Origin of the sequence: Hyphobacterium sp. SN044 (genome assembly GCF_021864465.1) — a bacterium.
In the GTDB taxonomy this organism is placed as follows: domain Bacteria; phylum Pseudomonadota; class Alphaproteobacteria; order Caulobacterales; family Maricaulaceae; genus Hyphobacterium.
In genome coordinates this window covers 89,760-106,756 of record NZ_JAKKUV010000003.1, presented here as the reverse complement: position 1 = coordinate 106,756, position 16,997 = coordinate 89,760, and the positions used below count along the sequence as shown (strand labels likewise).

19 protein-coding genes and 1 tRNA gene are annotated in these 16,997 nt (G+C 65.5%); 9 read left to right on the top strand and 11 right to left on the bottom strand.

Annotation, left to right across the window (positions count from 1 at the left end):
* Positions 1-120: 120 nt before the first annotated feature.
* Positions 121-387, top strand: a complete 267-nt coding sequence (locus L5876_RS05755; RefSeq protein ID WP_039718716.1) for an HU family DNA-binding protein — start codon at positions 121-123, stop codon at positions 385-387.
* 76 nt (positions 388-463) lie between these two features.
* Here the strand turns inward: L5876_RS05755 and L5876_RS05750 are convergent, their stop codons facing one another.
* The 5 genes from L5876_RS05750 to glmU are packed head-to-tail and all read right to left on the bottom strand — an operon-like array spanning position 464 to position 6,739.
* Positions 464-1,834, bottom strand: a complete 1,371-nt coding sequence (locus tag L5876_RS05750) for a class II 3-deoxy-7-phosphoheptulonate synthase (protein WP_236955168.1) — start codon at positions 1,832-1,834, stop codon at positions 464-466.
* Between the two features lies 1 nt (position 1,835).
* Positions 1,836-3,218, bottom strand: coding sequence for a glutathione-disulfide reductase (gene gor, locus L5876_RS05745; RefSeq protein ID WP_236955167.1), 1,383 nt, complete (start codon positions 3,216-3,218; stop codon positions 1,836-1,838).
* Positions 3,219-3,227: 9 nt separating this feature from the next.
* The gene (gene rpiA, locus L5876_RS05740; protein ID WP_369281015.1) at positions 3,228-3,929 is read right to left on the bottom strand and encodes a ribose-5-phosphate isomerase RpiA; all 702 of its coding nucleotides are present in this window, start codon (positions 3,927-3,929) and stop codon (positions 3,228-3,230) included.
* Positions 3,929-5,392, bottom strand: a complete 1,464-nt coding sequence (locus L5876_RS05735) for an NAD-dependent succinate-semialdehyde dehydrogenase (protein ID WP_236955165.1) — start codon at positions 5,390-5,392, stop codon at positions 3,929-3,931. Before L5876_RS05735 ends, rpiA begins: the two co-directional genes overlap by 1 nt.
* Positions 5,393-6,739, bottom strand: a complete 1,347-nt coding sequence (gene glmU / locus L5876_RS05730) for a bifunctional UDP-N-acetylglucosamine diphosphorylase/glucosamine-1-phosphate N-acetyltransferase GlmU (RefSeq protein ID WP_236955164.1) — start codon at positions 6,737-6,739, stop codon at positions 5,393-5,395.
* A gap of 103 nt (positions 6,740-6,842) precedes the next feature.
* Between glmU and L5876_RS05725 the strand changes: the two genes are divergently transcribed.
* The gene (locus L5876_RS05725; RefSeq protein WP_236955163.1) at positions 6,843-7,526 is read left to right on the top strand and encodes an HAD-IA family hydrolase; all 684 of its coding nucleotides are present in this window, start codon (positions 6,843-6,845) and stop codon (positions 7,524-7,526) included.
* Here L5876_RS05725 and L5876_RS05720 read toward each other — a convergent pair.
* Positions 7,523-7,771, bottom strand: coding sequence for a hypothetical protein (locus L5876_RS05720; protein WP_039718845.1), 249 nt, complete (start codon positions 7,769-7,771; stop codon positions 7,523-7,525). The two genes, L5876_RS05725 and L5876_RS05720, sit on opposite strands and share 4 nt — an antisense overlap.
* 238 nt (positions 7,772-8,009) lie before the next feature.
* Between L5876_RS05720 and L5876_RS05715 the strand changes: the two genes are divergently transcribed.
* From L5876_RS05715 to L5876_RS05700, 4 genes are all read left to right on the top strand, one after another.
* Positions 8,010-8,084: transfer RNA gene (locus L5876_RS05715), tRNA-Val, on the top strand.
* 126 nt (positions 8,085-8,210) lie between these two features.
* Positions 8,211-9,299, top strand: a complete 1,089-nt coding sequence (locus L5876_RS05710) for an extracellular solute-binding protein (RefSeq protein ID WP_236955162.1) — start codon at positions 8,211-8,213, stop codon at positions 9,297-9,299.
* A gap of 68 nt (positions 9,300-9,367) precedes the next feature.
* A complete protein-coding gene (locus tag L5876_RS05705) occupies positions 9,368-10,888 on the top strand; it encodes an iron ABC transporter permease (protein WP_236955161.1) in 1,521 nt (506 codons plus the stop codon).
* Positions 10,885-11,910 (top strand): ABC transporter ATP-binding protein, encoded by a 1,026-nt coding sequence (locus L5876_RS05700; protein WP_236955160.1) that lies wholly within the window; start codon positions 10,885-10,887, stop codon positions 11,908-11,910. Before L5876_RS05705 ends, L5876_RS05700 begins: the two co-directional genes overlap by 4 nt.
* 3 nt (positions 11,911-11,913) lie before the next feature.
* Here L5876_RS05700 and L5876_RS05695 read toward each other — a convergent pair whose 3' ends face one another.
* The 3 genes from L5876_RS05695 to L5876_RS05685 all read right to left on the bottom strand — a co-directional run bounded on the left by L5876_RS05695 (position 11,914) and on the right by L5876_RS05685 (position 13,927).
* The gene (locus tag L5876_RS05695) at positions 11,914-12,975 is read right to left on the bottom strand and encodes a Glu/Leu/Phe/Val dehydrogenase (RefSeq protein WP_236955159.1); all 1,062 of its coding nucleotides are present in this window, start codon (positions 12,973-12,975) and stop codon (positions 11,914-11,916) included.
* Positions 12,976-13,082: 107 nt separating this feature from the next.
* Complete coding sequence (locus L5876_RS05690; RefSeq protein WP_236955158.1) at positions 13,083-13,676, bottom strand: uracil-DNA glycosylase family protein; 594 nt, start codon at positions 13,674-13,676, stop codon at positions 13,083-13,085.
* Entirely contained in the window at positions 13,673-13,927 is a 255-nt protein-coding gene (locus L5876_RS05685) for a DUF3253 domain-containing protein (protein WP_236955157.1), read from the bottom strand. The genes L5876_RS05690 and L5876_RS05685 overlap by 4 nt, the downstream gene beginning before the upstream one ends.
* Positions 13,928-13,955: 28 nt before the next feature.
* Between L5876_RS05685 and L5876_RS05680 the strand changes: the two genes are divergently transcribed.
* From L5876_RS05680 to L5876_RS05670, 3 genes are read left to right on the top strand one after another with little or no spacing between them, the layout of a single operon-like run.
* A complete protein-coding gene (locus L5876_RS05680; RefSeq protein ID WP_236955156.1) occupies positions 13,956-14,678 on the top strand; it encodes a DapH/DapD/GlmU-related protein in 723 nt (240 codons plus the stop codon).
* Positions 14,679-14,682: 4 nt separating this feature from the next.
* Positions 14,683-14,865, top strand: a complete 183-nt coding sequence (locus L5876_RS05675) for a DUF1289 domain-containing protein (protein ID WP_236955155.1) — start codon at positions 14,683-14,685, stop codon at positions 14,863-14,865.
* Positions 14,862-15,125 (top strand): hypothetical protein, encoded by a 264-nt coding sequence (locus L5876_RS05670; protein ID WP_236955154.1) that lies wholly within the window; start codon positions 14,862-14,864, stop codon positions 15,123-15,125. Before L5876_RS05675 ends, L5876_RS05670 begins: the two co-directional genes overlap by 4 nt.
* Here L5876_RS05670 and L5876_RS05665 read toward each other — a convergent pair.
* A complete protein-coding gene (locus L5876_RS05665; protein ID WP_236955153.1) occupies positions 15,122-15,949 on the bottom strand; it encodes a sulfite exporter TauE/SafE family protein in 828 nt (275 codons plus the stop codon). The two genes, L5876_RS05670 and L5876_RS05665, sit on opposite strands and share 4 nt — an antisense overlap.
* The gene (gene dusA, locus L5876_RS05660) at positions 15,946-16,932 is read right to left on the bottom strand and encodes a tRNA dihydrouridine(20/20a) synthase DusA (protein ID WP_236955152.1); all 987 of its coding nucleotides are present in this window, start codon (positions 16,930-16,932) and stop codon (positions 15,946-15,948) included. Before dusA ends, L5876_RS05665 begins: the two co-directional genes overlap by 4 nt.
* Between the last annotated feature and the right edge of the window lie 65 nt (positions 16,933-16,997).

Here is a 16,997-nt window from a genome sequence, read left to right as displayed (position 1 = left end):
CCAAACGCCTTGCCATACAGCCCTCCCCCGTCCTCAATGCGCACGTAGAACGGAATCGCGTTTCACCCGGGAACGTCCGGTTGAAGCGCAGCCATCAATCACTTGGGGGAGTCCCTGACCATGAACAAATCCGATCTCGCGAAAGCGGTTGCCGACGCCACTGGCCTGTCCAAGTCGCAAGCCTCTGACGCCGTCGACGCGACCGTCAACGCCATCGTCGGCGCCGTGAAAAAGAAGGACAGCGTCCAGCTGGCCGGCTTCGGCACCTTCTACGCCAAGCACCGCGATGCCCGTCAGGTCCGCAACCCGCGCACGGGTGAGACCATGATGTCGAAGGCCAAGACGTCGGCGGCTTTCCGCCCGGCGGCTTCGCTGAAGGACATCTGATCCTCCAGACGGATCGTTGAATTGAAAACGCCGCCCTCAACGGGGCGGCGTTTTTCTTTGCCGTTTCGGGAAAGCGTCAGGCCGCGTCTTCGGATCGCGCGCGGCGCGCCCGCTTCATCGCCTCGGCGATGCGGAAGGCCATGTCGATCGCCTGGTCGGCATTCAGACGCGGATCGCAATGCGTGTGATAGCGCGAAGACAGATCCGCTTCGGTCACCGCACGCGCACCACCGACGCATTCGGTGACATTCCGGCCCGTCAGTTCGAAGTGAACCCCGCCGGGATAGCCGCCCTCGCCCGACACCGCGTCCATGAAGCCTTCCAGCTCCATCACGATGCGGTCGAAATCGCGAGTCTTGTAGCCGCTCTGGGTCTTCACAGTATTGCCGTGCATCGGGTCGCACGACCACACGACGCTGCGGCCTTCGCGTTCGACCGCACGGACCAGCGCCGGCAGACGGTCGCGCACCTTGTCCGCACCCATACGCGTGATCAGGACAAGCCGCCCCGGATCATTCGACGGGTTCAGCGTGTCGATCAAAGTCAGAAGCTCGTCCGGCTCCATCGTCGGGCCGCACTTCATCCCGATCGGGTTGGAGATGCCGCGCATGAATTCGACATGCGCCCCGTCGGGCTGGCGCGTCCGTTCGCCGATCCACAGCATGTGCGCGGAACTGGCGAGCCACTGGCCCGTCGCCGGGTCGCGGCGCGTCAGCGCCTCCTCGAACGGCAGGTGCAGTGCCTCGTGGCTGGTGTAGAAATCGACGCCTTCAAGGCTCCGCGCCGCATCGCCGGACACGCCGCAGGCGCGCATGAAATCGAGCGCTTCGGAAATCCGCTCCGCCATCTCCGAGTAACGCTCGGTGGCGGGGCTGTCCTTGACGAATTCCAGTGTCCACTGGTGGACGTTGTTGAGGTCGGCATAGCCGCCCGAGGCGAAGGCCCGCAGGAGGTTCAGCGTCGAGGCAGACTGGTCATAGGCCTTGATCAGGCGCGCCGGGTCCGGCACGCGCGCCGCGCCGTCGAACGCCATGTCGTTGACGCTGTCGCCGCGATAGCTGGGGAGCTCAATGCCGTCCTTCACCTCGGTCCCGCTGGAGCGCGGCTTGGTGAACTGGCCGGCGATCCGGCCGACCTTCACCACCGGGCGCGACGCCGCGAAGGTCAGGACTACCGCCATCTGCAGCAGCACCCGGAAGGTGTCGCGCACGCCGTCGGCGGAAAACTCCTTGAAGCTCTCGGCGCAATCCCCGCCCTGCAGGAGGAAGGCGCGTCCGGCGGCCACTTCGGCCAACTGTCGCTTCAGCCGCCGTGCCTCGCCGGCAAACACCAGCGGCGGGCGCGCGGACAGCTCTGCCTCGACGCGCGTCAGCGCATCCGCATCGGGATAGTCCGGCAATTGATGCGCCGGGCGGGAACGCCAGGAGGCAGGTATCCAGGCTGTCACGTCAACTCGCTCCAAGTTCGGGCGGGGTCCACTTCTCGCGCAAGGTTACCATTTCTTCCGCGACCGTGGGGTGAACAGCGCAGGTTGCGTCGAATTGTCCCTTCGTCAGCCCGGCCTTCACCGCGATCGCGGCGGCCTGGATGATCTCCGGCGCGTCATCGCCGGCCATGTGGACGCCGACCACGCGCTGGTCGTCCGCCTTCACGACAAGCTTGATGATCATCCGGCTGTCGCTGCCCGACAGGACGTTCTTCATCGGCCGGAAGACCGATTTGTAGATATCGATCTTCCCGTACTTTTGCCGCGCCTGGTGCTCGGTCAGGCCGACCGCCCCGACGGGCGGCTGGGTGAAGACTGCGCTGGCGACATCGGCGTGATCGAAGGCGGTGGGATTGTTGCCGAACACGGTCTCGGCAAAGGCCGCGCCCTCGCGGATCGCCACCGGGGTCAGCTGGATCCGGTCGGTCACGTCACCGACGGCATAGATGTGGTCGGCAGTGGTCTTCGAGTATTCGTCGACCTTCACCGATCCGTTCTCGCGCGTCTCGACACCCGCCGCCTCGAGGTTAAGCCCTTCGGTCTTGGCCACCCGGCCGACCGCATGCATCACAACGTCCGCGTCGATCGTGTCACCGGTGTCGAGGTGGACGGTTTTCATGCCGTCGCCCTTGTCCTCGATCTTCACCGTATTGGCATGGGTGATGACCCGGACGCCGAACTTCTTCAGCTCTTCGTGGATGTGGGCGCGGATGTCGTCGTCGAATCCGCGCAGCACCGTGTCGCCGCGATAGACGAGGCAGACCTCACTACCGAGACCGGCAAATATCTGGGCGAATTCGCACGCGATATAGCCGCCGCCATTGATCACGACATGCTTGGGCAGTTTCTCGAGGTGGAAGGCTTCATTCGACGTGATCGCCAGATCGTCACCCGGAATGTCGAGCCGCGCCGGCGTGCCGCCGACCGCGATCAGGATGTGCTTCGCCGTGATGGTCGTGTCGGATTTCACCAGGCGGATCGTGTTCGCATCCTCGAACACCGCCCGGTCCTCGATGATCTCCACACCGCTGTTGGACAGATTCTTCCAGTAGATGCCCGACAGGCGCGACACCTCGTCATGGACCGCATCGATCAGCGTCTTCCAGTCGAAGGAAACGTCTTTCGCCGTCCAGCCATAGCCCTTGGCGGCGGTGAAGCCCTTCCCGTAGGCACTGGCGTAGACGAGGAATTTCTTCGGGACACAGCCGCGCACGACGCAGGTTCCGCCGACCCAGTATTCCTCGGCGATGGCCACTTTCGCGCCCTTAATGGCCGACATGCGCGCCGCGCGCACACCGCCGCTGCCCGCCCCGATGACGAAGAGGTCGTAGTCGAATTCAGACAAAGCAGTCTCCTAGAGTTCCATCACGCGGGCACCGCTGTCTTCGCCGACGATCACGACGCGGGCGAGGCCCAGGAACAGTCCATGTTCCATGACGCCGGGGATCGCCTTCAGCGCCCGGTCGGCTGCGACGGCATTGGGGATGATGCCGCAGGCGCAATCGAGGATGTAGTTGCCGCCATCGCTGATGAAAGGCTCCAGCCCGTCACCCTTGCGGCGCAGCTGCACGTCCGGACGTTCCACGCCAGCGCTGCGCAGCGCGTCGAACACCTTCTTTGCGGTGATCGTGAAGGCAAACGGATCGACTTCGACTGGCAACGGGAACTCGCCGAGCGCCCCGACAAGCTTGGTCTCGTCAATGATCACGACCATCAGGTCGCTGGCGTGGGCGATAATCTTTTCGCGCAGGAGACAGCCGCCGCCGCCCTTGATCAGCTGGAATTTGCCATCGACCTCATCGGCTCCGTCGATCGCGACATGGAGGCAATCGGCCTGGTCGACCGGGATCAACGGGACGCCGGCTTCGCGGGCCACTTCGGCGGTTCGCTCGGACGTCGGCACGCCTTTGACGTTGAGGCCTTCAGCGACGCGCTCGCCCAGCTTCTTCACGAAAATCTCGGCGGTCGATCCGGAGCCGAGCCCCAGCACCATGCCGTCCTGGACATATTCGAGCGCGGCGACCGCGGCGCTGGTCTTCTGGTGCGAGGCGCACATCATTCCACTCCTGCAAGGAGGACGTATTTCAGCTCGGTGAATTCCTCGACACCCCATTTGCCGCCTTCGCGGCCGATGCCGGACTGTTTCATCCCGCCGAACGGCGTCGAAGCCGCGCCGACGGTCGGGGCGTTGATACCGATCATGCCGAAATCGAGGCCCTCCGACATGCGGTGCACCCGGCCGATATCCCTTGTGTAGAGATAGGCGGCGAGGCCGTAGGGCGTGTCGTTGGCCGCGGCGATCATCTCCGCCTCGTCCTTCGCCCGGTAGACCGAGGCGATGGGGCCGAAGATCTCGTAGCACGCCAGATCGAGCGCGAAACTGCCACCTTCGATCAGTGTCGGCGCGAAGAAGCTGCCGCCAAGATCGGTCCGCGCTTCACCGCCGACGATGACGCGGGCGCCCTCGCGCCGGGCGGATTCGACAAGGCCCGAGACGCGTTCGACCGCCTCGTCATGGATCAGCGGACCGACCTCGACCCCGGCTTCAAATCCGTCACCGACCTTGATCGCCTTCACCTTCGCTTCCAGTGCCGCGATCAGATCGTCGGCGACCGCCTCCTGAACGATGATGCGGTTCGGCGAGACGCAGGTCTGGCCTGCCGCGCGGAACTTGCCACGCACGATGCCGTTCGCGGCCTCCTCGATGTCGGCGTCGTCCATCACCAGGAAGGGGGCATTGCCGCCCAGTTCCAGTGCCACGCGCTTGATGCCGTCGGCGGCCTGCCGCATCAGGAGTTTTCCGACCTCGGTCGAACCCGTGAAGCCGACGAGGCGCACGTCCGGTGAGCCTGTCAGCACCGGTCCGATCGCCTCGGCATCGCCGCACACCACGTTGAACACGCCGGCCGGAATGCCGGCCCGGTCCGCCAGTTCGGCCAGCGCCAGCGCCGACAGCGGCGTTTCGGGTGCCGGCTTCAGAACGATCGTGCAGCCAGCCGCCATCGCCGGCGCGCATTTGCGCGTCACCATGGCGGAGGGGAAATTCCACGGCGTGATGCAGGACACGACCCCGACCGGCTGGCGCACCGTCCAGCCGCGCGAACCCGGAATGGGCACGGCGATGGTCTCGCCATGCATGCGCTTGGCTTCCTCGATCGACCAGTCGACGAAGGCCGCACCGTAGACCACCTCGCCCTTCGCTTCGGGAAGCGGCTTGCCCATTTCCGCCGTGATCAGAACGCCCAGATCGTGCTGATGCTCGACGATCAGATCGTACCAGCGGCGAAGAATCCGGCCGCGCTCGAACACGCTCGTCTTGCGCCAGGATTTCAGCGCCTCGGCAGCAGCCGCGACCGCCGCCTTCGCGCCCTCGGCGCCGACATCGTGAACCTCGGCCAGCTCACCGCGATTGGCGGGATTGTGGACCCTGAACCGGCTGTCCCCCGTCTCCCAGCGCCCGCCGATATAGGATTCGGTGCGGAACAATGAGCGGTCCTTGAGCCGGTCGAGCGGGTTCATTCAGCCTTCCCCTTTGCGTTTCGTCATGGCGGCCCGGAAGCGGGACGCCCAGCCTTCCTTGTTCGCCTGCTTGGCGCGGGCGAGCGCCAGTGCGTCGGCGGGCACGTCTTCGGTCACCACACTGCCGGACCCGGTATAGGCCCCGGCACCGATGGTGACGGGAGCGACTAGCGACGAGTTCGAGCCAATAAACGCACCCTCGCCGATCACCGTCTTGTTCTTCCCGAAGCCGTCATAGTTGCAGGTGATGGTTCCGGCTCCGATATTCGCGTTCGCGCCGACCTCGGCATCGCCGATATAGGAGAGGTGGCTCGCTTTTGCGCCCTCGCCGAGTGTTGATTTTTTCACCTCGACGAAATTGCCGACCTTGGCCTTCGGCCCGATATCCGCCGCCGGCCGCAAACGCACGAAGGGGCCGACATGGGCTCCGTTGCGCACGATGCAGCCTTCCAGGTGCGAGAATCCGTGGATGATCGCATTGTCTTCCACGGTCACGCCGGGACCGAAAAACACGTTCGGCTCGATCATCACGTCGCGCCCGATGTGGGTGTCATGGCTGAACCAGACCGTGTCCGGCGCAATCAGCGTCGCACCGTCCTTCATCACCTCGGCGCGTTTGCGTGCCTGCCAGGCCGCCTCGGCTTCGGCGAGATCGGCGCGCGAATTGACGCCCAGCACCTCAGCCTCGTCGCCGCGAACGGCAACGGCCTTGAGGCCGCGGCCACGGGCCAGGCCGACCACGTCCGTCAGGTAGTATTCCTTGTTGGCATTGTCGTTGGTGACTTCGGAAAGCAGTTCGAACATCAGCTTGGCATTGCCCGCCATCACTCCGGAATTGCACAGGCGCACTGCGCGTTCCTCGGCATTGGCATCCTTGAACTCGACAATGCGCTCCAGTTCGCCCGCCGCATTCTCGATCAACCGGCCATAGGCGGCGGCATCCTCCGGCTCGAAGCCGAGCACGGCGACGGACGCCCCGCCCTGCAGCGCGTCAAACACGCGCGAGACGGTTTCCGGCGTGATCAGCGGCGTGTCGCCGTAAAGCACGATCACGTCACCATCGAAGCCTTTGAGCGCGCCTTCCGCTGCGCGGACGGCATGACCGGTCCCGAGCGGGGGATCCTGAAGCGCTGTCTCGGTCCCGACCGCTTCGCCCAGCGCGGCAATCTGGGGCGATTTCCTGCCATGGACCGTGACGATGCGGTCCGCGCCGGATTTCCGCGCCAGGTCGATCGCCCACTGCACCATCGGACGCCCGGCGACAGCATGGGCGCATTTGGGCAGATCGGATTTCATCCGCGTGCCGAGACCGGCGGCGAGGATGACGGCTGCGCGAGGCTGAGGCATAAGCGGGGCTCCCGGAAAGTCGCGAGTCTGCGTCGGGCTATAGCCCATCGCTGCCCGCGATGCGACAGCACCGGTAGCGCCATCTGCGTCAGGGAGATCAGATTTGTTTTCGGAACATGTCAGCGGAGCTTCGATCGTGTTCGATCTCGACGGCACGCTCGTCGACACCGCCCCGGATCTCGTGCGCGCACTCAATGAGGTGGTCGAACCGGAAGGGTTGGAGCCGGTGCCCGTCGCGGAGGTCCGCGCCATGGTCGGCCGGGGCGCCCGGGTCCTGATCGAACGCGCTTACGCCGCCCAGGGGCGTCACCTGCAGAGCGATGATGTCGATGCGCATGTGCGGCGCTTCATCGAGGTCTATCGCGGCGGCATTGCCGACCGCAGCCAACCCTTCGTTGGCTGCATCGAGGCGCTCGACGGTCTCAAGTCCGCCGGTGCCCGCCTGTCGGTGTGCACGAACAAACCGTCGGAACTCGCCGACCTTCTGCTGCGCGAACTGGATATGGAACGGTATTTCGACCGGATCGTCGGACCGGAACGCGCCCCGGCCAAGAAACCGGATGCGGCGCATCTGTTCGCGTCCGTGGATGCGGGCGCGAAGCGGATCGTCCTGGTCGGCGACTCGGAGCCGGACGCAACCTGCGCCAAGGCTGCAGGAATTCCCTGCATCCTGATGGCCCATGGCTACAGCGAGATACCGGTCGGCACACTGGGTGCCGACCGGCTTCTCGAGTCATTCCTGGATTTGCCGGACGCCCTGGAGGCAGTCCTGACGCTCAGGCCTTAGGCCGAGCGACGCTCCAGCTCGGAGTCATTCGCGGAGCTGGGGCCATGGTCATTAGCCGCCATGGTGCGGCGGGGCATGCCATTCACCATGTCCGAACGGACATCGGTACGTGCCGAACGCATCGCGGGCATGAAGCCGGCATCGACGAGGTCGACCGAGACGTTGTAGCCCCGCTCGGACCAGTAGGCTTCGATACGTTGCTTCAGGCGGCGCGCGCCTTCAGGCGTGCAATAGTCATTGGTCATGTCAAAAACCTCCGTAACGGCAGGACCACCTGGCCCGGCCAGCGTTACGTGCACTCCCCTTGAAGAAAGCAGTGACGCCGCCTCAGTGCGGCGTGACCGCTGCGCCTCATATAAGGACCGCGCCTCTGTGACGATAGTATGACCGTGCGTCAAGTCGCCGCAGTATGAATTTCTCGTCACTTACCCGGGTGCTTGACCGCCCCTTGGACGGCTCGTATAGCACCGGCCTTCCTGTCGGGGGCGATTAGCTCAGCGGGAGAGCACCTCGTTCACACCGAGGGGGTCAGTGGTTCGATCCCACTATCGCCCACCATTCCCCGGCCGTTTCAGAGCATTTTCCGGCTCGCTGGCGTGATTCCGCAGCAATTCGGCACGATCGGGTGTTGCGAACCATTCGCATTTTTGACAGAAGGTTCCCAACCGAAGGGAGACCAGTCTCATGCGTCTTGAAATTTCTTTCGCCGCGCTTGTCGCGTCCGGTGCGATCCTCGCCGGTTGCGGCGGCTCGGATACGACCGTCGAAACCGCGTCGACCGCCGAAACCGGGGTCACCACCACCGCTGAAGCCGAGCCCCGGGTCGTGAATGTGTATTCCGCCCGCCACTATGATTCGGACCGGATCATCTACGAGCGCTTCACCGAGGAAACCGGAATCGAGATCAATCTCGTCGAAGCCAATGGCGACTTGTTGATCGAGCGCGTCCGCGCCGATGGCGAACGCAGCCCGGCCGACGTGATTGTCACCGTCGACGCCGCGCGGCTTCATCGCGCCGAGCAGGCCGGCCTGTTCCAGCCGATCGAGGATCAGGACATTCTCGCCATGGTCCCCGGCGAATTGCGCGACCCGGAAGGCTACTGGCTTGGCTTCACGGCTCGTGCCCGCGTCATCGCCTACTCGACCGAGCGCGTCGATCAGGCCTCTCTGACCGGTTACGAGGCCTTGGCCAGCGAAGAATGGGACAACCGCCTGTGCATGCGGTCTTCCGACAACGCCTACAATCAGTCGCTTCTCGCCTCACGGATCATCGCGCTGGGCGAAGACGCGGCGGAAGAATGGGCCAACGGCATCGCGGCCAACCTTGCGGTTCCGCCGAGCGGCGGTGACACCGACCAGATCCGCGCCATCGCAGCGGGGACCTGCGACGCGTCCTTCGTGAACCATTACTACTATGTCCGGCTGGCCAATTCCGACGCTCCGGAAGATCAGGCCGTGGCCAACGCCGTCGCGCTCTACGCACCGGGTCAGGAATATGGCGGCGCACATGTGAACGTATCCGGTGTGGGTATCGCAGCGGGGGCGCCGAACCCGGAAGAAGCTCGCGAATTCGTCCGCTTCCTCCTCAGCGAAGAAGCCCAGCGCGTCTATGCCGAAGTGACGAACGAAATCCCGGCCCGGACCGGCATGACGTACGACAATCCGCGCGTGGCCGAGGTCGCCAACTGGTATCGCGACCCGGTCAATCTCGGCGAGCTCGGCGACCATACCGAAACCGCCGTGCGGATCTTCGACCGCGCTGAATGGCCCTGATCGGCACGAGGCGGCGGAGCCTGTCTCTGCCGCCATTCCCGGTAATTCTGGCTGTCGTGGCAGCGGGAGTGGCAACACTTCCGCTGCTGGCCGTTGTCGTGCTTGCCATCACGGGCACCGGCGCGGACGGCTATCTGCAGCATCTCGCATCGACCCGCCTTCCGGACTACGCCGTCAACACGGCTCTGGTGCTCATCACCGCGGCCTCGGGGGCCGCCCTGATCGGGACCGGCCTGGGCTGGCTGATCGCGCGCACGAGCTTTCCGGGGCGGGGCGTGTTCGAATGGGCCCTGGCGCTACCCCTCGCCATGCCGGCCTATATCGCCGCCTATGGCTGGCTGGACCTCACACTCGCCGCTGGACCGCTCGGAGGCTTGCCGACGGTGCGGGGATGGTGGGGCACCGGCCTGATCTTCGCGGTCACGCTCTACCCCTACGTCTACCTGCTGACCCGGGACGCCTTCCTGCGGCAGCCGCCGCATCTGGAGGAGGCCGCGCTGGCGCTCGGCCGCTCGCACGCTTCGGCGATCCTGACCGTGGCGCTGCCCGCTGCGCGGCCGGCCATCGCCGCCGGTCTGGCCCTCGTCGCGATGGAAGCGCTCGCCGACTATGGCGCGGTCATCCATCTCGGCGCCCCGACCCTGACTGTCGGCGTGCTGCGCGCCTGGTCGGGCGCAGGATCGCTCGCCGACGCCGCGCGCCTGGCCGTCATGATTGTCGGCATCGCCCTCCTCCTGACCACACTCGAACGGGCGGGACGGTCCCGTGCGCGCTCGGCAGGGCAGCGCAACATGCCGGTCAGAACAACGCTTGGGCCGGTCGGCAGCGCGCTCGCGATACTGGCCTGTCTTTCGCCCATCGTGCTGGCGCTTGTTGCGCCTTTGGCGCGGCTTGTCTGGCATGCCTGGCACGCCGAACCGGCACGGAACATTCTGAACTCGTCGCTCAATTCGATCTCGCTCGCCGCGGCAACGGCCGGGCTCGCCGCGCTTTTCGGTCTCGCGAGCGCCTACGCGCTGCGCTCGGGCGGACGGCTCGCCTCGATACCGGTCCGCACAGCGATGCTGGGCTACGCCGCCCCGGGAGCCGTCGCGGCGGTTGGCGTTCTCGCCGTGCTTGGCGTGGTGCAGAGCGGGCTCGATCGCGCGGCGGGCGGCCTTTTCCCGATCTTGCTGACCGGAACCGTGCTGGCGCTCGTTTTCGCTTATCTGACGCGCTTCGCTGCTGCGGCAATCGGTCCCTGCGAGACCGCGCTGGCACGCATCCCGCCGTCACTCGACGAGGCATCGCGGCTCGCCGGTGCGGGACCGGTGCGCCGCTTCTGGCAGGTGCACTGGCCGCTCGCCTCCGGCGGTATTCTAGCAGCCGCGCTGATTGTCTTTGTCGAAGTCCTGAAGGAACTTCCGGCCACGATGATCCTGCGCCCCTTCAATTTCGACACCCTCGCGGTCGTGGCCCACAATTACGCGTCAGACGAACGCCTGGGGCAAAGCGCCCTGCCGGCGCTTGTGCTTGTCGCGCTCGCCCTGCCCGCCATGGCGGTCGTAGCGCGTCAGGCCGTCGCGCCCCGACGTATCGAACTGCGATGACGGCCCCGCTCCTCACCGTGCGGAATGCCCGCTTCCTGCGCGGCCAGCGCGAGATTCTTCGCGGGATCGACCTCGATCTGCCGGAAGGCGGCGTGGTCGCCCTGCTTGGCCCCTCCGGCAGTGGCAAGACCACTTTGCTACGCGCGATCGCAGGCCTCGAGCGCCTTGATGGCGGAGAAATCACGACGCCCGCCGCACAGCTTGATGGTCCAGGCGCATGGGTTCCCGCGAACCGTCGCGGCTTTGGTCTCGTCTTTCAGGACGGTGCGCTCTTCCCGCACATGACGGCGCTGAAGAATGTGGCCTTCGGCCTGACCCAACGTCCCCGCGACGCACGACGCGAAGAGGCCATGATCTGGCTCGACCGGGTCGGACTGGCGCACCGCGCGAACGCCTATCCGCACGAATTGTCCGGTGGAGAGCAGCAGCGCATCGCGCTTGCCCGCGCGCTTGCGCCCAAACCCAAGCTTGTGCTTCTCGACGAACCCTTCTCCAGCCTCGACCGGGCCCTGCGCGCGGATCTACGTCACCGCACCACGCAATTGCTCGCCGCATCGCGCATTTCGGCCCTGCTCGTCACGCATGATGCCGAGGAGGCCATGGAGATGGCCGCAACCATCGCGCTGATGCAGGACGGCCACATTCTGCAATCAGGCACGCCTGAAACGCTCTATGCCGCGCCGGGAACGCGCGCCGCCGCGCTTCTACTTGGCGCGGCGAATGTCTGGAGCGGAGCGGCGAAGGCCGGACGGATCGAAACGCCGGTCGGTACCTTCGAAGCTCCGCAATTTCAGGACGGGGAAACCGCCCACCTGATCGTTCGTCCGGAAAACTTGCAGGTCGAGGACGATGGCCCCTTCACCACGGTCAGGCGGACCTTCCGCAGCGGCTTGGTGGATCTGGTCGCCATCGCGCCCGATGGCAGCGAATGGCGCGCGAGCGTATCTCCGGCCCGGCTTCAGGAAAGCGAAAGGGCCGGCCTTTCGGCCAGCCCTTCGGAAGTCGTGATCGTCAGGGACTGACGGTCAGGCGGCCTCCTTCACCCGCGCCTCTTCGATCCGGGCGCGCGCCATCTCGTCCGCGATGACGTTCGACGGACGGCCTTCGGATTCGGCACGGTCGAGAATCTCGCCCAGCGTCTTTTCCAGACCGTCGAGCTTGCCCTGAACCCACGCCGGATCGAAATCGCCCTGGATCTCGCCCATCACGTTGATGATGCCGCCGGCATTGATGACGTAATCCGGCGCATAAAGGATGCCGCGCTGTTGCAGCTGGCCGCCCATGTCGCGCGTCGCGAGCTGGTTGTTGGCCGCACCGGCAACGATCTTCACCTTCAGGCGGTCGATCGTTTCCGGATTGATGATCGCGCCCAGCGCGCACGGGGCAAACACGTCGACGTCCTGATCGTAGATCGCGTCCTTGTCGACGACCGTCGCGCCGTACTTTTCCGCGACTTCCTTCAGCACCGCCTCGTTGATGTCGGTGATGACCAGTTCGGCACCGGCCTTTGCCAGATGGCCGATCAGGTACTGGCCAACATGGCCGCAAGCGCCCTGGACGGCGACGCGAACGCCGTTGAGATCGCTCATGCCCGCCCGCTTCACGCAGGCGCGGATGCCGCGGAACACGCCTTCGGCGGTCACCGGCGAGGGGTCGCCCGAAGCGGCCTTGCCTTCCGGCAGGCCGGTCACCCACTTCGTTTCCTTGCGGACGGTCAGCATGTCAGCCGGGCTGACGCCGACATCCTCGGCGGTGATGTAGTTGCCGTTGAGAGCCTCGATCGCACGGCCGAAGGCCAGGAAGAGTTCCTCGCGGTTGAAATCGCCGTCCGGCTTCATGATCACGCTCTTGCCGCCACCGATCGGCAGGTCGGCCATCACGTTCTTGTAGCTCATGCCCTGCGACAGGCGCAGCACGTCGTTGAGCGCCGCAGCCGAGTCCTCATAGCGCCACATGCGGCAACCACCCACGGCCGGGCCGCGCACGGTGGAGTGCACGCCGATGATGGCCTTCAGGCCGGTCTTCTCGTCGGTGGCGAAGAGGACCTTCTCGTGATTGTCGAAGGACGGGTGTTCAAAAACGCTCATGTGGCGATCCTTGGATGGGACGCGGGAGGAGCCTTCCGCCGGACCGGCGGTCGGCAATTGCGGCGCGGGGATAGCCGCTGAAAACCGTTTGCACAAGAACGCGGCGCTCAGGATTGGAGCAGTTTTTTCATGCGGCGGCGCAGCATTGAAAGTACCTCGGTTTCGAACCAGGGATGCTTTTTCAGCCACGTATTGTTGCGCCATGACGGGTGCGGCAGGGGAATGAAGTCGGGCGTGTATTCTCCCCAGTTCCGCACCGTCTCGGTCAGAGTCGATTTCGCCCGTTTCCCGAGATGGAATTGCTGCGCATGCCGGCCGACCAGAAGCGTCAGTTCGACACCGTCAAGCTGTTCGTCGAGTTCGCCTTGCCAGAGGGGCGCGCACCGCCTGTCAGGCGGCTTGTCACCCCCTTTGGCGTCGAGGCCGGGAAAGCAGAAACCCATCGGCGTGATCGCGATCCGGCGCTCGTCGTAGAATGTCTCGGCGTCGATGCCGAGCCAGTCGCGGAGCCGGTCGCCCGAGGGATCGGTGAACGGCATACCGGAGGCATGAACCCGCGTGCCCGGCGCCTGGCCGACGATCCGCACCTTCGCACTTGCAGCACCACGCACGACCGGGCGCGGTTCGAGCCGGTCGGCGCATATCCGGCATGCGCGAATGCGGGCAAGGAGGTCTTCGAGCGAGTCGGGCTTTTCCGTCATTCGTCCGCGGGCGGCGCGGCCAGCCGGTAGACGCCGCGGAAGTCGTCCGGATCGACGGGCTTGCCCTTGCGCAGGATCACGATGCGGCCCGCCCGCGCCAGACCGACCGACGCGGCGCGCACCGCGCGCATATGCCGGTTCCAGTTGTCCGGTTCGATGTCCTTGGCGACTTCGGACGGGCAGATCGACTTGCTCGGACCGCGCTTTTCGGTCAGGCGAAGGATGGAGGCTTCGATGGTTTCGGGGCTCATGCTACCCGTCTAGCGCGGGAGAGGACGAATGCGAAGAGATCATCGCCCCTATTGGATGCATCAGGCTTGGGAACGCTACGAGAATGCGTGGGCGCGGCATTTCCTGCATCCGCATTTCGAGCGCATCGGCCCGGCCGCAAAGATCGTGCGGCCCTGGCATGTCGAAGTCTTCGGTCCGAACATTTCGGTCGGGACGTCTTTGCACGTCATCGCGTCGAAGGATTCGGTCGTCCGCTTCACCGTCTGGGCTCCGCATGATCGCGACGCCGCGATCAAAATCGGTGACGCGTGTCTCTTCTCCGGCGGGACGCGCATCCTTGCTGCCAAACGCGTCACGATTGGTCACGCCTGCATGTTCGCCGCGAACGCGACGGTTACCGATTGCGACTGGCATGGCCTTTACGACCGGATCGACCCGGCGCCCGAAGGCCGCCCGGTCACGATCGGCGACAATGTCTGGATCGGTGACGGGGCGTTTGTCGGCAAGGGCGTCAAGATCGGCGATCATGCGGTGATCGGAGCGCGCGCCGTGGTTACGAAGGATGTGCCAGCCTATGCCGTCGTGGCCGGTTCGCCCGCGAAGGTCGTGAAGATGCTCGATCCTGAAACGCCCATGCGCACCCGCCTCGACCAGCTGGGCGAGGTCCGCAACATCACCCGTTTCATGGACAGCGCTTATCGTGACGCGCTACGCGGCAACTCGACCTTCGGCTGGCTGCGCTCGCGATTCTTCCCGCAGCGCGGAGACTGAAGCGATGTGGAGCCCTTGCATCCAGGTCTGCTTCGTCGACCCCGAACGCCAGATTTGCGTCGGTTGTTTCCGTACCATGGAAGAACTGGCGCGCTGGACGCGCTATAGCGATGATGAACGCGCGGCGATCGGCGAAGCCTTGCCGGCAAGGCGCGATGCCTATCGGGCGGCAAAGGAGAGGAAATGATGCGATCCTATCTGCTGATCGCGGCGGCCGGCGCCCTCACCGCCCTGATCGTCATCATTCTGGTCCCGGCAAGCCGGGACATCCTGCCCGGACACGTTCCACCGGAACGCGCCTTCTACCTCGTCTTGCTACTGGCCTTCCTGCTGACCGCCAATCTGGACATCATCCGGCGCAATATCGGCCAGACGATCGGATACATCGCAATCTGGGTGGCCCTGATCGGCGCAGGTGCTTTCGTGCTGCACCTGTTCGGCGTCTAGCCGCCCACCCACGCTTCCCGGATCAGCGATATTGCGGTCACCGTCAGACCGATTGCGAAAAGCCGTTTCAGCGTCGCCGCCGGCAGTTTGTGTGCCAGGGATGCGCCGACCGGCGCGAGGAAGAAGGCCGAAGCCGCCAGGATGGCGAAACCCAGCATGTTCACATAGCCGAGCGACAGCGGCGGACGCCCCGCCTCGTTCCAGCCCCACAGGATGAAGCCAAGCGCCCCCGGCACGCCAATCGCGACGCCGAAACCGGCGGCCGTACCGACGGCCTTGTGGATCGACCGGCCGCACAGCGTCATCATCGTGACGCCGAACACACCCCCGCCAATCCCCATCAGTGACGACAGAAGCCCGATCAGCCCGCCCAGCCCCGCGCGCGCAGGCCCGGTCGGCAGATCGTCTGCCAGCTTCCAGTCCGGCCGCCCGAAGAAGAATTGCGCCGATAGCAAAAGGGCCGTCACGCCGAACAGCGCGGTCAACGCCCGGCCGGGCACGATATCGGCGACAAAACCGCCAATCAGCGCTCCGGCCACGATCCACGGGATGAAGGTGCGCAGCACCTGACCGTCCACCGCACCGCGCTTGGCATGGGAGGTCACGGATCTGAGCGAGGTCGCGACGATCACGGCAAGCGAGGTTCCGACCGCGACCTGCATGCGAGGTCCGTCGTCATAGCCGAGAAGACCGAAGGCGAAGTAGAGCGCCGGGACCATCACGACGCCGCCGCCAATCCCGAACAGGCCGGCGATCAAGCCGGCAAACGCGCCTGTCGCCGCCAGACCGGCGGCCAGCCACAGAAGTTCCGGCGTGAGGCTCACGCGGCTTCCTGCCCGCGATCGACGGCGCCCAGCGCTTCATCAATGACCTCGAGCCCCGCACCGTCGCGGTTCGCCTTTTCAGACAGGATGCGCCGCCATTGCCGCGCACCCGGCTCGCCGTGGAACAAGCCCAGCATGTGGCGGGTGATGGCGTGCAGACGCGTACCCTCACCCAGCGCGCGTTCGATATAGGGCCGGTAAGCCTCGACAACTTCGATGCGGTTGGTCACCGGATCGCTCTCGCCGAAGAAACGGCTGTCGACCTCCGACAGAACGAAGGGCGTATGATAGGCGGCCCGGCCGAGCATGACGCCATCGAGCCCCGTCATCTCCGCGAGCGCGTGATCGAGGTCCGCCAGCCCGCCATTGAGAATGATTTCGAGTTCGGGATGCGCGATCTTCAGCTGCCGCACGAGCGGGTAGTCCAGCGGGGGAATGTCGCGGTTTTCCTTCGGGCTCAGTCCTTTGAGCCAGGCTTTGCGAGCATGGACGGTGAAGCTGCGGCACCCGGCAGCGGCAACCGTCTCCACGAAGCCGAACAGACTCTCTTCCGGCTCCTGGTCATCGACACCAATCCGGCATTTGACCGTGACCGGCACGTCGACCGCAGCCAGCATCGCTCCGACGCAGTCGGCAACCAGCTTCGGCTCGAGCATCAGGCAAGCGCCGAACCGTCCGGACTGAACCCGGTCCGAAGGGCAACCGACATTGAGATTGATCTCGGCATAGCCCATCGCCGCGCCGATCTTCGCCGCCTCTGCGAGCTCCGCCGGATCGGAACCGCCAAGCTGCAGCGCGACCGGCTGCTCCGCCGGGTCGAAACGCAACAGGCGCGCATGATCGCCGCGCACCACCGCCGGTGCGGTCGCCATCTCGGTATAGAGCAAGCCCCGCCGCGTCAGGACGCGGTGAAACGCCCGGCAATGCCGGTCGGTCCAGTCCATCATCGGCGCGACGGAAAATCTGCGGTCGAGGTCGGTCATCGCCGCCTCTTTAGCGCCTCGTCGATCCGAATGCGACTGCCCGCGCCGCGCCGCCGCATTGACGC

Excerpts from the sequence above, each read along its gene's own strand:
- L5876_RS05755 (WP_039718716.1), top strand. The coding sequence starts at position 121 with ATGAACAAATCCGATCTCGCGAAAGCGGTTGCCGACGCCACTGGCCTG.
- rpiA (WP_369281015.1), bottom strand. The coding sequence starts at position 3,929 with ATGTGCGCCTCGCACCAGAAGACCAGCGCCGCGGTCGCCGCGCTCGAA.
- L5876_RS05735 (WP_236955165.1), bottom strand. The coding sequence starts at position 5,392 with ATGAACCCGCTCGACCGGCTCAAGGACCGCTCATTGTTCCGCACCGAA.
- glmU (WP_236955164.1), bottom strand. The coding sequence starts at position 6,739 with ATGCCTCAGCCTCGCGCAGCCGTCATCCTCGCCGCCGGTCTCGGCACG.
- L5876_RS05720 (WP_039718845.1), bottom strand. The coding sequence starts at position 7,771 with ATGACCAATGACTATTGCACGCCTGAAGGCGCGCGCCGCCTGAAGCAA.
- L5876_RS05710 (WP_236955162.1), top strand. The coding sequence starts at position 8,211 with ATGCGTCTTGAAATTTCTTTCGCCGCGCTTGTCGCGTCCGGTGCGATC.
- L5876_RS05700 (WP_236955160.1), top strand. The coding sequence starts at position 10,885 with ATGACGGCCCCGCTCCTCACCGTGCGGAATGCCCGCTTCCTGCGCGGC.
- L5876_RS05695 (WP_236955159.1), bottom strand. The coding sequence starts at position 12,975 with ATGAGCGTTTTTGAACACCCGTCCTTCGACAATCACGAGAAGGTCCTC.
- L5876_RS05690 (WP_236955158.1), bottom strand. The coding sequence starts at position 13,676 with ATGACGGAAAAGCCCGACTCGCTCGAAGACCTCCTTGCCCGCATTCGC.
- L5876_RS05685 (WP_236955157.1), bottom strand. The coding sequence starts at position 13,927 with ATGAGCCCCGAAACCATCGAAGCCTCCATCCTTCGCCTGACCGAAAAG.
- L5876_RS05680 (WP_236955156.1), top strand. The coding sequence starts at position 13,956 with ATGCGAAGAGATCATCGCCCCTATTGGATGCATCAGGCTTGGGAACGC.
- L5876_RS05675 (WP_236955155.1), top strand. The coding sequence starts at position 14,683 with ATGTGGAGCCCTTGCATCCAGGTCTGCTTCGTCGACCCCGAACGCCAG.
- L5876_RS05670 (WP_236955154.1), top strand. The coding sequence starts at position 14,862 with ATGATGCGATCCTATCTGCTGATCGCGGCGGCCGGCGCCCTCACCGCC.
- dusA (WP_236955152.1), bottom strand. The coding sequence starts at position 16,932 with ATGACCGACCTCGACCGCAGATTTTCCGTCGCGCCGATGATGGACTGG.